Here is a 14,303-nt window from a genome sequence, read left to right on the forward strand (position 1 = left end):
GCTGAGGGCGTGCTGCGGCTGCAGATCACCAAAAAACAACGGCACCCGAAGGTGCCGTTGTTCTGGAGTCGGATGGAAAAGGCCGTGCCGTCAGTCTTCGACGAAGGCTTCCTCGCGCTTGCTCTTCACCGAAGGCAGCAGCACGATGATGAGCAGCAGCGCCGCAGCAGCCAGCAGGCCTGCCGACAGCGGACGCGTGACGAACACGCTCCAGTCACCACGCGACAGCAGCAGCGCGCGGCGCAGGTTCTCTTCCATCATCGGGCCGAGGATGAAGCCCAGCAGCAGAGGTGCGGGTTCGGTGCCCAGCTTGTGGAAGATGTAGCCGACCAGGCCAAACAGGCCAACCATCCAGATATCCCACGTGTTGTTATTGGTGGAATACACACCCACCGCACAGAACAGCACGATGGACGGGAACAGCCAGCGGTAAGGCACGGTGAGCAACTTGATCCAGATGCCGATCAGCGGCAGGTTCAGAACCACCAACATGGCATTGCCGATCCACATCGAAGCGATCAGCCCCCAGAACAGCTCGGGGTTGCTCGTCATCACCTGGGGGCCAGGCTGGATGTTGTGGATCGTCATGGCACCCACCATCAGAGCCATCACGGCGTTGGGGGGGATACCCAGCGTCAGCAGTGGGATGAAGGAGGTCTGCGAACCGGCATTGTTGGCAGCCTCGGGAGCAGCCACACCACGAATATTGCCTTGACCGAAAGGAACCTCACCAGGGTGCAGCTTGGTCTTCTTTTCAATGGTGTAAGCGGCAAACGCAGACAGCAGTGCGCCACCACCAGGCAAGATGCCCAGCGCCGATCCCAATGCCGTCCCTCGTATCACAGCGGGAAGCATGCGCTTGAAGTCGTCCTTGGTGGGGAACAGGCCTTCCACCTTGGCGGTGAACACCTCACGCTCGTCATCGGGGCGCGAGAGGTTGGCAATGATCTCGCCATAGCCGAACACGCCCATGGCGATGGTGACGAAGCCGATACCGTCGGTCAGCTCCGGAACGTCAAAGCTGAATCGTGCCACCCCCGAATTCACGTCAGTCCCCACCAGCCCCATCAGCAGGCCCAGCACGATCATGGCCACGGCCTTGAGCAGCGAGCCCGAGGCCAGCACCACGGCACCAATCAGGCCCAGCACCATCAGCGAGAAGTACTCGGCAGGGCCGAACTTGAACGCCACTTCGGTCAACGGAGGTGCGAAGGCCGCCAGGATCAGCGTACCCACGCAGCCGGCAAAGAACGAGCCCAGCCCCGCCGCCGCCAACGCAGGGCCCGCACGGCCCTTGCGCGCCATCTGGTAGCCGTCAATCACGGTCACCACCGACGACGACTCACCGGGCAGGTTCACCAGAATGGCCGTGGTCGAGCCACCGTACTGCGCGCCGTAATAGATACCGGCCAGCATGATCAGCGCAGCCACGGGAGGCAGCGCGTAGGTGGCCGGCAGCAGCATGGCGATGGTCGCCACCGGGCCGATGCCGGGCAGCACACCAATCAGCGTGCCCAGCAAGCAGCCCACAAAGCAGTAAATGAGGTTTTGGAACGTGAACGCGACGCCAAAACCCATCGAGAGGTTGTCAAATAATTCCATGGTCGGTGCTCCTGCTCAACCCGTGATGAAACTCGGCCACACAGGGAACTGCAGCTTGAGCGCCCAGACAAATGCCACGTAACTGCCGACGGCCAACACGGTGGCCAGGACAAACACGGACTTCGCGTGGAACTCCTGGCCCGCCAGGCTTGCGATGAAGGTCAGTGCATAGATGCCCACGATGAGGCCCATCGCCGGGACACCTATGCTGGGCAAGCCGCCCAGCAGGATACCGAACGCGAAGTTGGCAGCCAGGATGAAGAACAGCGGTTTCCAGGCCCACTTGCCGATCTTGTCGCCGTCCTGGGTTTCCACCGTAGTGGCTTTGAAGGTGATCAAGCTACCAATAAAGGCCAGCAAGATACCCAGCATCAGCGGAAAGTAACCCGGGCCCATGCGAGCCCCGTTTCCGACGTTGTACGTGGTGGCTCCCCACGCAAACGCAACACCAACCCCCATGAACATGAGGCCGGCAAAGAAGTCTTTTTGACTTTTGATTTTCACGAATTGTCTCCTTGGCGGGAAATCTCGACTGCGCGATTGTGCGTGCAACCAAGGCCCGCGCGGATGTGGATTCCACCTACATCCGGTAACGCTTGGGATGTCCTGCATAACCCTCGCGCGTCGGTGGTAGTGCGGATCGGGAAAGGCCGCAAGGCGTCTTTTTGCGGCCAATAGCATGGCTATTGGCAAGAAAAGCAACGCAGCGGACTGCCCGAGACCGCGCTATCACAGACCGCAGGGAGTTATGCAGGACATCCCTTGCTCCTGCGGAGCTGGTTCAAGGTCTTACTCCAGCGGCGGTGTCGCAGCAATCACCTCGTCCAGCGTGGTCAGGCCCTCTGCCACCCGCAGCGCGCCCGCCAGGCGCAAGGGCCGCATGCCATCCTGCACGGCCTGGCGGCGCAACTGGTCGATCGAGGGCGCCTGGTTGATCTTCTCCTTGAGCGCCTCGGTCACGGTGAGCAATTCATACAAACCCATGCGCCCCCGAAATCCACCCATGCGGCAGTCCACGCAGCCCACGGGCTTGTAGGGGTGGTAGCCGCCACTGAGCTTCCAGGGCTTGACCACCTCCACCAGCGTTTCGCGCTGCGCCGTTTCGTCCTTTTGTTTGCACTGCTTGCACAGCGTGCGCACCAGCCGCTGGGCCAGCACCCCCAGCAGCGTGGCATTGAGCAGATAGGGGGGCACCCCCAGTTCCATCATGCGGGTGATGGCCGACGGGGCGTCGTTGGTGTGCAGTGTGGAGAACACCAGATGCCCGGTCAGCGCGGCCTGGATGGCCATCTCGGCCGTCTCCAGATCGCGGATTTCGCCCACCATGATGATGTCCGGGTCCTGGCGCATGAGGGCACGCAGGCCCTCGGCAAAGTTGAAGTCGAGCTGGGGCTGCACCTGGGTCTGGTTGAAGCTGGGCTCGATCATTTCGATCGGGTCTTCCACCGTGCTCACGTTCACCTCTTCGGTCGCCACCCGCTTCAAGGTGGAATACAGCGTGGTGGTCTTGCCCGAGCCCGTGGGTCCGGTCACCAAAATGATGCCGTGCGGGCGCTTGACCAGCGCCTCCCAGCGCTCGGCATCGTGCTGGGCAAAGCCCAGGGCGTCCAGATCCTTGACGGCATTGTCCGGGTCAAAGATCCGCATGACCATCTTCTCGCCAAACGCCGTGGGCAGGGTGGACAGGCGCATTTCCACCTCGTCCCCGCGCTGGTTGCGCGTCTTGATGCGGCCATCCTGCGGACGGCGCTTTTCCACCACGTCGATGCGGCCCAGGAGCTTGATGCGCGACACCATGGCGTTGTGCACGCCCATCGGCATCTGGTAGACCGGGTGCAGCACGCCGTCGATGCGAAAACGGATCACGCCCTGGTCGCGCCGGGGTTCCAGGTGGATGTCACTCGCGCGCTGGTCAAAGGCATATTGCCAGAGCCAGTCCACCACCTTGACCACGCCCTGGTCGTTGGCGTCGAGCTGCTTGTTGCTCTTGCCCAGTTCCACCAGCTGCTCGAAGCTGCTGCCCCCGGAGTTACCCCCTGCCTTCTGCGCGGCACGCACGGACTTGGCCAGAGCAAAAAACTCTGCAGTAAACCGGTGAATGTCCAGCGGGCTGGCCACCACGCGGCGCACCGTGCGCCGGGACTGACGCTCCACCTCCGCCACCCAGTCCTCGATGAAGGGCTCGGCCGTAGCCACCACCACTTCCTTGGGGGTGACCTGCACGGGCAGCACCCTGTGGCGCTCTGCATAGGTGGCGCTCATGGTTTCGGACACGCGCCCCACGTCCACCTTGAGCGGGTCAATCCGCAAATAAGGCAGGCCTGCCCGCTTGGCCAGGTACTCAGACAACGCCTCGATGTCCAGCGGCTTGCCATCGCTGGCGCGTTCCATGGCCACGTTGGCCAGGCGCACCAGCGCATGCTGGGAGCTTTCCGCCTGCGAGCAGCGGGCGATGGTGCGTTGAGCTTCTTCCTGGGAGATGACTTCGTCATCGCTGAGCCACTGCACCATACGTCGCCAGTCCACCGGACCGACGTAGGGTCGCGCCGCAGTGCTGGCCAGGGACGCGGAGATTGTTTTCATCAGATATCTTTCCGAAACGGGGCTGTGGGCGGCCCGGGGGCTCAGGCCACGACGGGCTTGAATGCCCGCAGCCATTTGGTGGTCGGCAGGTCCCAGCGCGCCTGGATGGCCTGCGCCTGCACGTCGAGTTCCGCTCGCTTGGGGCGCGTAGGCGTCTTCTGGGCCAGCACCACGGTGTTGCCTTCTCGCGTGGGCTTGAAGGCCCAGAGTGCCTTGTCACCAAAGGCTGCCGCCATGCTCTGCAGGCTGCGCTCAAAGCTGGACGCCCGCCCGAACAGGTTGACCGTCATGCACCCCGTGTCGGTCAGCAAGGCGCGGCAGTCGGCGTAGAAGTCTGCGCTGTCGAGCACCGGCGCTGCGGCCTCATGGTCGTACAGGTCCACCGCCAGCGCATCCACCGTGCCCTGCCACATGGGGTTCTTGATCTCTTGCGCCGCATCGGCCAGCACCACCCGCAGCTTGGGGCCATCGGGCGGCAGCTTGAACCATTGCCGACATACCGCCAAGACCTGTGGGTTGAGCTCGATGGCCGTGGTGCAGATGCGCAGCTTCTTGTGGCAGAACTTGGTGATGGCACCGGCCCCCAGCCCGAGCTGCATGGCATGCCCCTTGGACACCTGGGGCAGGTCGGCAAACAACAGCCACGCCATCATGCGCTGCACGTACTCCAGTTCCAGTTCAAAAGGCTCTGCAACGCGCATGGACCCCTGAATCCACGGGGTGCCCAGGTGCAGGTGGCGCACTTCGCCGTCATCAGAGACGCTGACTTCGGGCAGTTCTTGTGATTTTTCTTTTTTGCGGGTCATTCACAACAATCAAAGCAGGCGGTGGGCCGCCATCAGGTCCGCCCAGGCAGCCAATTTACGTTCAAAACTCCAGGAGGCATTGGCCGGGCTGGTCGAGGGCAGGCGGTGCGATGCGATAGAGCGGGCGGAACCAGGCCCGGAACCCGTGCCCACGCGCTGATCGGAAAGCACATCATCATGCGCCGCAGCGCGGGGGGGCCGGAAGCTGCTGAGCACCGCCGGGGCATGCTTGAAGCTCTCACCCCCATTGTGGGCGACGGCGGCGAGCTGCGGACACACCGTCTGCAGGTGCGCAAAGTCGTTGACCTGCGCATTGCGGATGCTGGTGTCCAGGCTGCCCTCCCGCTCGCAGCTCTCATACACATCCCACAGGCCAAGCCCCCTTGCCAGCAACCAGTCGCAACGTGCGGCATACCCTTCGGCCCCTGCGGGCGGCAAGGGATGCTGCGGCCACAGCGCTTGCAAGATCTTCCAGAAATGGTTTTGCGGGTGTGCGTAGTACTGGCGCAGCCGCAAGGAGGCAGCCCCCGGAAAACTTCCGAGGACCAGCACCACCGTGCCTGCGGACACCACCGGCGGCAGCCCCTGGAGGCGCACCGGCGGGGCTGGCGCCGGAGCATCAGGGAGCGGAGGGGGCTGCGTCAGAGCGGCGTCGGGCATCCGCCGATTCTGAACCGAAACCCGTCAGCAACCCCGCGACATCCTCAAAAAAAACGATAGCTGTAAACCCTTTACCACAAAGCGCTAGCCTCCTAAAAACCTACCAATTGGTGGATCAGACAGAGACCAAAGCCTGCAACCGGGGCAGCGCCACCAGCGCATTGGCACAGGTGATACCCGCCAAATCCTCCAGCGGCTGACTGCGCAGCTCGGCCAATGCGCTTGCAATGCGCGGGAGTTCGCCGGGTGCATTGCGCCCTTGGGGCAGGCCTTCGAGCCGCTGGGCGGCGGTGGCATACAACCAATGGGGCGGGATGTCCGGCGCATCGGTCTCCACCACCAGGGCCTCTGCGGGCAGTTCTGCCGCCAGGCGGCGCAGCTGCAGCGCCCGGTCGTAGGTCATCGCGCCGCCAAACCCCAGCTTGAAGCCCAGGGCGATGAACGCCTGCGCCTGCTGCACGCTGCCGTTGAAGGCATGGGCGATACCGCCTTGTACCGGCAGCTCCCGCAGGCCTTTGAGCAGCCGGTCGGACGAGCGGCGCACATGCAGGATTACGGGCAGGTCAAACCGCCGTGCCAGTTGCAGCTGCGCTCGATAGAACCACTCCTGCCGCTCAGGGTCCAGGCCGGGCACAAAATAATCCAGGCCAATCTCTCCGATGGCCACCAGACGCTGGTCAGCCCGGTGTTGCTCCAGTTCCTGCGCCAGCAGCTCCAGATCTGCGTCGTGCGCGCGCCCTGTGTACAGGGGGTGAATGCCCAGCGCATAGCTGTCGCCATGCCGATGGGCCAGGGCGCGCACCGTGGCCCAGTTGCTGCGCTCAACCGCCGGAATCACACAATGGGCTACGCCCTGGGCCCGCGCCTGGGCACGCACGGAATCGCGGTCGGGGTCAAATTCGGGCGCATCCAGGTGGCAATGGGTATCGATCCAGACAGTCATGGAGTGATGATGCCCCATCAGCCCCGACCGCTCCCTCGGCGTGAAACCTTGCAAGTGCACTCTGCAGCGATCCGTGCTAACGTGAAAACCGTGCGCCGTCTCGCGGCGTCTTCCGTAGAAAAGGTGACAGGATGCCCCGGCCCGCCCTCTACAGCAGCTCCCGCCACACCCGCCGCGCCCCACCCGAGCCGGTTGAAAAAGTGCCTGCGCCCACCGAACAACCAGCGGCCAGTGTGATGGAGCCCTCTCCAAACCCTGCCACCAAGCCTGTGGCGGGCACGGCTCTGTCGCGGCGCCATCTGTACGCCCTGTGGGCATTGGTCGCGTTGCTGGCCACACTGCTGCTCTACAGCCTGTGGCTGCACCAGCGCCCCGCCGCCCAGCGGATCACCCAGGAAGACATCGACGCCGCCGTGCTGCGCACGCTGGAGACGACCACCCCGCCCTCCGCCGCCGCCCGCGCTGTGGAAGCGATCTCTCCCTCGATCGTGCGCGTGGTGGGCTACGGCCGCAGCAAAAACGGCAAGGAAGAAGTGGAACGCGGCATTGGCACGGGCGTGGTGATTGTGGACAAAGGCATCATCCTGACCAACCTGCACGTGGTGGCGGGCGCGGACCGCATTGCAATCACCTTCCACGATGGCCTGGAAACCACCGCCAGCATCACGGGCGCCCAGCCCGAAAACGACCTGGCCGTGCTGCAAGCCCACAAAGTACCCGATGACCTCTTCGCAGCCCCGCTGCGCTCCACCCAGGACCTGCGCCCCGGCGACCACGTGGTGGCCGTGGGCTTCCCGTTCGGCATCGGGCCTTCGGCCTCAGCGGGCGTGGTCTCGGGCCTCCAGCGCGAATTCACCTCGCCCGAAGGCAAGCGCCAGCTCAGCAACCTGATCCAGTTCGATGCTGCGGCCAACCCCGGCAACTCCGGTGGCCCGCTGGTCACGCTCGATGGCGAGGTGGTGGGCATCGTCACCGCCATCCTGAACCCGACGTCGGCACGCACCTTCATCGGCATCGGGTTTGCGGTGCCCATCGAGAACGCGGCTTCTGCCGTTGGCATGCCCCCCTTCTGATCCCGACCCTTCACAAGGAGCACCATGGAAACCACCCCATCGCCCTCTGCCATGAACAACGCCGCCACCGCCACCCTGATGGAGCAGGTGCTCTACGAAGTCAAGCGCGTGGTGGTGGGCCAGGACCGCTTTCTCGAGCGGGTCATGGTGGCCATGCTCGCACAGGGCCATCTGCTGGTCGAAGGTGTGCCGGGCCTGGCCAAGACGCTGACGGTGAAGACGCTGGCCAGCACCATCCAGGGCAGCTTCAAGCGCATCCAGTTCACGCCCGACCTGGTGCCTGCCGACCTGGTCGGCACGCGCATGTACAACCAGAAGACCGGCGAGTTCAGCACCACGCTGGGCCCGGTCTTCACCCACCTGCTGCTGGCCGATGAAATCAACCGCGCCCCAGCCAAGGTGCAAAGCGCCCTGCTGGAGGTGATGCAGGAGCGCCAGGTGACCATTGCGGGCGAGACCCACAAGGTGCCCGAGCCCTTCCTGGTCATGGCCACCCAGAACCCCATCGAGACCGAAGGCACCTACGCGCTGCCCGAAGCCCAGGTGGACCGCTTCATGATGAAAGTGCTGCTGGGCTACCCCACCGAGGAGGAAGAGTTCGTGATCGCCCAGCGCGCGCTCGATGTGCCCGTGCAGGTGCTGCCCGTGGCCACCACCGCGCAGCTGGCGGCGCTGCAGGCCGAATGCCGCACCGTGTATGTAGACCCGTCAATGCTGCAATACGCCGTGAAGCTGGTGGCCGCCACCCGCGAGCCCACGCGGCATGGCCTCAAGGACCTGACCGGCTACATCAGCTGCGGCGCCAGCCCGCGCGCCACCATTGCCCTCGCAGAGGGCGCCCAGGCCCTGGCCATGCTGCGCGGGCGCAACTACGTGCTGCCCGAAGACATGACCGACCTGGCGGCCGACGTGCTGCGCCACCGCATCGCGCTGTCGTACGAGGCGCTGTCCGAGGGGCTGGATGCCGATGCCCTCGTCAAGCGCATCATGGCCAAGATACCGGCGCCTGCCCGGCCTCTGCATCATGAGCAAAAAGTTGCCTGACACCACTTCAGCCGCGGTCCACACGCTGCCCACCCTGCCGGGGCAGGCGGACCGGTTGCTGCGCGAGCTGGAGTGGAAGGTGATCCGCCGCCTGGACGGCCTGCTGCAGGGCGACTACCGCACGCTGATGCGCGGCAGCGGCCTGGACCTGGCCGACCTGCGCGAGTACCAGCCGCATGACGACGTGCGCCACATCGACTGGAACGTGACCGCGCGTCTGAACATCCCCCACGTGCGCGTGTTCACCGAAGACCGCGAGATGTCCGCCTGGTTTTTGCTGGACCTGAGCCCGTCCATCAACTTCGGCCCGCAGGGCAACGCCAAGCGCGACATCCTGACCGGCTTTGTGGCCGTGCTGTCGCGCCTGCTGACGCGCCACGGCAACCGCGTGGGCGCCATGCTCTACGGCGCAGACAATGCACCCGCCCGCGCTGTGGATGCGGTGTTACCGCCCCGCAACAGCCGCGCCCATGTGCTGCATCTGGTGCACAGTCTGTTGACACCGCCCGCCCCTGCCACCGGCACATCCAAACCCGGCGGAGGCGCCACAGAACTGCACCGTTTGCTGCAAACGGGCCTGGCCAACCTGCGCCGCCGCTCCACGGTGTTTGTGGTGTCCGACTTCATCAGCGCACCCGGCTGGGAAAAGCCCCTGGCCCAACTCGCCCAGCGGCACGACGTGGTGGCCGTGCGCCTGCTCGACCCGCTGGAGTTGGAACTGCCCGATGTGGGCCTCATCACGCTGCGCGATGCCGAAAGCGGCGAGCAGCTGCAGGTGGACACCCACGACGCGGGCTTTCGCCGCCGCTTCGCCCGCTTGGCGGCCGAACGCGAGGCCGTGCTGCGCGAAGGCCTGACCCGCGCGGGCGCCGACACGCTGGAGCTGTGCACCGACGACGATCTGGTCGATGCCCTGCTGCGTTTCATGGACCTGCGCCAGCGCCGGGTACGCACCTCCCGAGCCGCGCCCTCCCGCGCTGCAGACCCGGCGCAGCACGCCGCCTGAACGAACCAAAACGCGCCCCGCCCGAAGGAACACACCATGGTTTTTCTCTGGCCCACCCTGCTCTGGCTGTTGCTGGTCGTGCCCCTGCTGGTACTGATGTACTGGTGGCTGCTGCACCGGCGCAAGAAAACGGCGCTGAGCTATTCGAGCCTGTCGCTGGTGCGCGAGGCCATGGGCCCCGGCCAGAACCTGCGCCGCCACATCCCGCCCGCACTCTTTCTGCTGGCGCTGGTGGCGCTGCTGCTGGCCACCGCACGCCCGCTGGCCGTCATCACCCTGCCCTCGCAGGACCAGACCATCATGCTGGCCATGGATGTCTCGGGCAGCATGCGCGCCGCCGATGTGGAGCCCGACCGCCTCACTGCTGCGCAGAACGCCGCCAAGGCCTTCATCGCCGAGCTGCCCCGCCATGTGCGTGTGGGCATCGTGGCGTTTGCCGGCAGCGCCCAGCTGGCCCAGCTGCCCACGCAAAGCCGCGAAGACCTCGTCAAAGCCATCGACAGCTTTCAGCTCCAGCGCGGCACGGCCACGGGCAACGGCATCATGCTGTCGCTGGCCACCATCTTCCCCGACGCGGGCATCGACATCTCCGCCCTGGGCGGCCGCCAGGCCATGCGCCCCAAGCCCATTGACGAAATTGGCAAACAAGACCCGGCCAAGGCTTTCACACCTGTGGCGCCTGGCTCCTACACCTCGGCCGCCATCATCATGCTGACCGACGGCCAGCGCACCACTGGCGTGGACCCACTGGAGGCCGCCAAATGGGCGGCCGACCGGGGGGTGCGGGTGTACACCGTGGGCGTGGGTACGGTGGCGGGGGAGACCATCGGCTTTGAAGGCTGGTCCATGCGGGTGCGGCTGGACGAAGAAACCCTGAAGGCCGTGGCCACGCGCACAAACGCCGAGTACTTCCACGCGGCCACCGCCGCGGATTTGAAGAAGGTGTACGAAACGCTCAGCTCACGGCTGACGGTGGAGAAGCGGGAAACCGAAATCTCGTCATTGCTGGCGCTGCTGGGGGCGACGTTGGCATTGCTGGCAGCCGGGCTGTCGGTGTGGTGGCACGGGCGGATTTTGTGAGATTTTTTGGCTCTATCGCTTACCAGACAAGCGTTAAAAGCTGCTATTTTTATAGCACATAGCCTGTATTGCATGTCTCGGGCGTGCTTGGAATGCGAGTAAGCGCCACCGTGCACTCCTCAGCTTTTTCCAAACGATAGACTTCAAAAAAGATAGCTGTCAGCGCAATACCAGCAAGCGCTACACCCCGAAATCTTTTGAAATCTGCTCACGCCGCTCCCAGCGCCATCCGCCCCGACGCCGTCGCCTGGCTCGCATGGCGCGTCTCTACCCGGTTGCGCCCCGCGCGCTTGGCGTCGTAGCACGCCATGTCGGCCGCATACAGCACCGACGGCACATCCTGCAGACTCGCATCCAGCACCACCAACCCGATGCTCACCCCCAGCGTGAAGCTGCGCCCCTGGTACGAAGGCTCCCACGCCTGTACCGAGGCGCGCAGCTGCTCCGCCACCGCCTGGCCCCGTGCCAGCGCGCAGCCGGGCAGCACCACCGCAAACTCGTCGCCGCCCAGCCGCGCGGCCCAGCCGATCTGGCGCACCTGTGATTCAAGCAAGCGGGCCACATGGCGCAGCACGTCATCGCCCGCGTCATGCCCGGCAATGTCATTGACCACGGTGAAGTGGTCCAGGTCCAGAAACAGCACCACGCCGTCCCCGGCTGCCTCGCTGCTGTCTGCATCCGGTGCGCGCGGGCGCGTCGAGCGTTCGGCCAGCAGCAGGCCCAGGCGCTCGTCAAACGCATTGCGGTTGTAAAGCTGGGTCAGGGCATCGTGCGTGCGCTCCCACGCCTGCTGCATCTGTGCCTCGCGTGCAGCGGTGATGTCCTCCAGAATCCAGACGGTGCCGCCCGCCATCTCGTCGGGCCGCACACCACGGCCCTGCACGCGGGCCCACACGGGGGTGCCATCCTTGCGCATGAAGCAGACATCGCCATCGAAGGCGCCATGTGCGGCGAACTCGGCCTGCACACGCTCGCCAATGCGGCCGTATTCGGCATCGTTGGCATACAGGGTGCGCGCCGGATGGCCCTGCAGTTCGCCCTCGGTGTAGCCCAGCATCAGGCAGGCCTGCCGGCTCACCACCTCCAGGATGCCGTGGCGCGAGATGACGATGCCCACGGAGGCACTGTCCAGCACAGCCTGGAACTGCCCGTCCAGCGTGGCCTTGTGCTGCTGCTGCAGGCTGCCCTGCTGCACCATGCCCTGGAACATTTGCACCAGTTCGCCCACTTCCCCCCCCGCACGTGGCCAGGCGACGGAGCCCTGCGGCGGGCCAGCTCGAGTGCTGCGCCGCAGCAGCTGGCGGGCACTGTGCGTGAGCTGCGCCAGCGGCTGCGCCATCCAGGCCATCAGCCCGGCCACGAGCAGCATGCACAGCGCCATGCTGGCGGCGGCCAGCCACCAGGCTTCGCGCTGTGCACCCTGCAGTGGCGCCAGCAGCGCCTGCGAGGGGCTGACCCGCGCCACGATCCATTGCGGCAGCGGCATGCCCGCCATGCTGACGATGTGCTGGTCTTCAAGATGGGTCGTGCCCCGCCCTACCACTGGCTGGGCCTGCTCCAGCCAGCGGCTGTAGACGGGCGCCAGGCCCGCCTCGTCGCTCACCTTGCCCATGATGCGGGTCGGGTCCGAGTGCGAGAGGATGGTGCCGTCGCGCGTAAACACCAGCAGCCGCGAATCATCGCGCGCGGGCAGCGTCATGGACGGCGGCAGCAGGCCCTGCGATTGCAGGCGCAACGCACCCGCGACCACACCCAGCACGGTGCCGTCTTCGCGGTGCAGCGGCATGGTGAACATCACACGCGCGTCGCTGGTGCGCCCGGCAATCAGCTCGGACACCAGCGGCTTGCCGTCGATGAGCGTGCGGCGCAGCGCATCGCGCTCGGCGGGGTCCAGGTTGGAGGCCTTGTCCAGCCGCCCCCCACGCAAGTTCAGCCGCAGTTCTCCATTGTCGCGGGCGACCTGCATCGCATCAAAGAACTGCACGGCGGGCAGGCCCTGCTGGAGCAGCCATTCGAGGGCCGAGGGTGATTCGAGCATGGCGGGCGTAATACCAGCAGCCACCGTGCGCAACACCTTCTGGCTTTGCTCGATCTTGCTGGCCAGCAGGCGGGCCACCACCTCGACCTCATCGGTCTGCTGGCTCACCACCCGCCGCATGGCCTCTTGCCCGGAGGCCCGCGTAACCAGCCACGCCGACACCGCCCCCGACAGCCCCACGGCCAGCACCGCCACCAGCACCAGCCGCAACACCAGCGGACCGGGCATCGACCAGCCCGGCGCGTCCTGTGGCGGCGCAGGGTAGGTCGGGGGCGTCATGGACACTCCGCGCAGGGAGCGCCCGATGGGCGCGAAGGGGTGGCGTTGGGCATGGGGACAGGTCAAACCGGACAGGTCCCAACAAATATACGCAGCCCCTGCAGCCCAGGGCTTGGGTAGAACCCTCAGTGAAACCCAAGGACAAACCCTGACGAGGAAGCCCCCCTGAGCCGCTGCGCGGCTTCCCCCGGAGGGGGGCGCACCCAGTGGCCTGGCAAAGCCAGTTCCACGGGTGCGCTGGCGGGCGGCGCGCCAGTAGCAGAGGCTGTGCGCGCTATTTTTCGCGCGGCGCCGAAGCCATCCACGCGGGGTTCAGTTCAGCAACCGGCCATCGACTGCAGCGCCCGGGGCTGAGGCAGGTTCAGCACATTGCCCGTGCCGTGGATAAGGCCCAGCTCCCGCAGATGGCGCAGCACGCGCGAGAAGGTTTCGGGGGCGATGCCCAACTGCGCCGCAATCAGGCGCTTGCGCTGGTGCAGCGTGACCTGCATGGTGCCGCTGTGGTCGGGCTCGGCGTGGTTGAGCAACCACTGCGCGCAGCGCGACTCGGCATCCTGCGCGAGGCGGCTCACGGCCAGCTCGGACTGCTGGCGGTAGCCCTGCGCCATGTCAAGCAACAGGCCCCGTGCACCCGCCGGCATTTCTGCAAGGCTGCGGCGAAACTCCTCGATGGGCAGGCGGCGCACCTGCACACGGGTGTCGGCCACCATGTCCACCGGCAGCGGCATGCCCATCAGGGCCGACGCGGCATCGAGCCAGAACGGCCCTTCCACGGCCCCCAGCTGGTGGCGCAGGTAGCCATCGTCGAGCACACCGCGCAGCACGCGGCCACTTTCGAGGTGCAGCACAGACGTCAGCACCTCGTTGCGCCTGCGCAGCACTTCACCGGCGGCAATCACCTCGGTTTCGGCAGGCAGTGAGAAATAGGTAGAGGGCAGCATGGGACGGACTGTGCCGCGCCCCGGACCGCCGGTCATTGAGCAAGATCAAACTGAACCTTCGCGGCAGCCCTGCCGCTGCGCCAGGGTTGAGCCAACGCATAAACAGCTTGCATGCCCCCCGGAACGACCACCCCAGGGAATAGCCTGTCACCTCACGGAAACAGTGTGTAACAAGGTTGTCACACCCGGCCGATATCGTGGGCACCTTGCTCAGAGCCCCCCATCTACCGTGACGCACAACCCCCTTT

General features: G+C 65.6%; 12 protein-coding genes. 4 read left to right on the forward strand and 8 right to left on the reverse strand.

All coding sequences use genetic code 11. The annotated features are described in order from the left end of the window. Positions 1-90: 90 nt before the first annotated feature. From C8C94_RS12160 to C8C94_RS12185, 6 genes are all read right to left on the reverse strand, one after another. A complete protein-coding gene (locus C8C94_RS12160) occupies positions 91-1,602 on the reverse strand; it encodes a tripartite tricarboxylate transporter permease (protein WP_121420885.1) in 1,512 nt (503 codons plus the stop codon). 15 nt (positions 1,603-1,617) lie between these two features. Further along, positions 1,618-2,106, reverse strand: coding sequence for a tripartite tricarboxylate transporter TctB family protein (locus tag C8C94_RS12165; protein WP_121420886.1), 489 nt, complete (start codon positions 2,104-2,106; stop codon positions 1,618-1,620). Positions 2,107-2,391: 285 nt separating this feature from the next. After that, on the reverse strand, positions 2,392-4,185 hold the full coding sequence (locus C8C94_RS12170; protein ID WP_121420887.1) for a GspE/PulE family protein: 1,794 nt from the start codon (positions 4,183-4,185) through the stop codon (positions 2,392-2,394). Positions 4,186-4,226: 41 nt separating this feature from the next. Beyond that, a complete protein-coding gene (locus C8C94_RS12175) occupies positions 4,227-4,991 on the reverse strand; it encodes a spermidine synthase (protein WP_121420888.1) in 765 nt (254 codons plus the stop codon). Positions 4,992-5,000: 9 nt separating this feature from the next. Further along, positions 5,001-5,651 (reverse strand): DNA-deoxyinosine glycosylase, encoded by a 651-nt coding sequence (locus C8C94_RS12180; RefSeq protein WP_199731244.1) that lies wholly within the window; start codon positions 5,649-5,651, stop codon positions 5,001-5,003. 115 nt (positions 5,652-5,766) lie between these two features. Next, on the reverse strand, positions 5,767-6,594 hold the full coding sequence (locus C8C94_RS12185; protein ID WP_121420889.1) for a TatD family hydrolase: 828 nt from the start codon (positions 6,592-6,594) through the stop codon (positions 5,767-5,769). Positions 6,595-6,725: 131 nt separating this feature from the next. On the opposite strand from C8C94_RS12185, the gene C8C94_RS12190 reads away from it, so the two are divergent. The 4 genes from C8C94_RS12190 to C8C94_RS12205 are packed head-to-tail and all read left to right on the forward strand — an operon-like array spanning position 6,726 to position 10,797. Beyond that, positions 6,726-7,667 carry a S1C family serine protease gene (locus C8C94_RS12190; RefSeq protein ID WP_121420890.1) on the forward strand — a complete coding sequence of 314 codons (942 nt, stop codon included), beginning with the start codon at positions 6,726-6,728 and terminating at the stop codon, positions 7,665-7,667. 24 nt (positions 7,668-7,691) lie between these two features. Then, complete coding sequence (locus tag C8C94_RS12195) at positions 7,692-8,711, forward strand: MoxR family ATPase (RefSeq protein WP_055401455.1); 1,020 nt, start codon at positions 7,692-7,694, stop codon at positions 8,709-8,711. Next, on the forward strand, positions 8,692-9,717 hold the full coding sequence (locus C8C94_RS12200) for a DUF58 domain-containing protein (protein ID WP_121420891.1): 1,026 nt from the start codon (positions 8,692-8,694) through the stop codon (positions 9,715-9,717). Before C8C94_RS12195 ends, C8C94_RS12200 begins: the two co-directional genes overlap by 20 nt. Positions 9,718-9,753: 36 nt before the next feature. Beyond that, positions 9,754-10,797, forward strand: a complete 1,044-nt coding sequence (locus C8C94_RS12205) for a VWA domain-containing protein (protein WP_121420892.1) — start codon at positions 9,754-9,756, stop codon at positions 10,795-10,797. Positions 10,798-11,005: 208 nt separating this feature from the next. On the opposite strand, the gene C8C94_RS12210 is transcribed toward C8C94_RS12205, so the two are convergent. After that, positions 11,006-13,114: a diguanylate cyclase domain-containing protein gene (locus C8C94_RS12210; protein WP_121420893.1), complete on the reverse strand. Its 2,109-nt coding sequence runs from the start codon at positions 13,112-13,114 to the stop codon at positions 11,006-11,008. 317 nt (positions 13,115-13,431) lie between these two features. Beyond that, on the reverse strand, positions 13,432-14,055 hold the full coding sequence (locus C8C94_RS12215; protein WP_121420894.1) for a Crp/Fnr family transcriptional regulator: 624 nt from the start codon (positions 14,053-14,055) through the stop codon (positions 13,432-13,434). Positions 14,056-14,303 lie beyond the last annotated feature (248 nt).

It is taken from the genome of Acidovorax sp. 94 (genome assembly GCF_003634645.1).
GTDB classification, from domain to species: domain Bacteria; phylum Pseudomonadota; class Gammaproteobacteria; order Burkholderiales; family Burkholderiaceae_C; genus Acidovorax; species Acidovorax facilis.

Bases quoted from the DNA above. Each gene is read 5' to 3' on its own strand.
- C8C94_RS12160 (WP_121420885.1), bottom strand. From the start codon at position 1,602: ATGGAATTATTTGACAACCTCTCGATGGGTTTTGGCGTCGCGTTCACG.
- C8C94_RS12170 (WP_121420887.1), bottom strand. From the start codon at position 4,185: ATGAAAACAATCTCCGCGTCCCTGGCCAGCACTGCGGCGCGACCCTAC.
- C8C94_RS12175 (WP_121420888.1), bottom strand. From the start codon at position 4,991: ATGACCCGCAAAAAAGAAAAATCACAAGAACTGCCCGAAGTCAGCGTC.
- C8C94_RS12180 (WP_199731244.1), bottom strand. From the start codon at position 5,651: ATGCCCGACGCCGCTCTGACGCAGCCCCCTCCGCTCCCTGATGCTCCG.
- C8C94_RS12185 (WP_121420889.1), bottom strand. From the start codon at position 6,594: ATGACTGTCTGGATCGATACCCATTGCCACCTGGATGCGCCCGAATTT.
- C8C94_RS12190 (WP_121420890.1), top strand. From the start codon at position 6,726: ATGCCCCGGCCCGCCCTCTACAGCAGCTCCCGCCACACCCGCCGCGCC.
- C8C94_RS12195 (WP_055401455.1), top strand. From the start codon at position 7,692: ATGGAAACCACCCCATCGCCCTCTGCCATGAACAACGCCGCCACCGCC.
- C8C94_RS12200 (WP_121420891.1), top strand. From the start codon at position 8,692: ATGAGCAAAAAGTTGCCTGACACCACTTCAGCCGCGGTCCACACGCTG.
- C8C94_RS12205 (WP_121420892.1), top strand. From the start codon at position 9,754: ATGGTTTTTCTCTGGCCCACCCTGCTCTGGCTGTTGCTGGTCGTGCCC.
- C8C94_RS12210 (WP_121420893.1), bottom strand. From the start codon at position 13,114: ATGACGCCCCCGACCTACCCTGCGCCGCCACAGGACGCGCCGGGCTGG.
- C8C94_RS12215 (WP_121420894.1), bottom strand. From the start codon at position 14,055: ATGCTGCCCTCTACCTATTTCTCACTGCCTGCCGAAACCGAGGTGATT.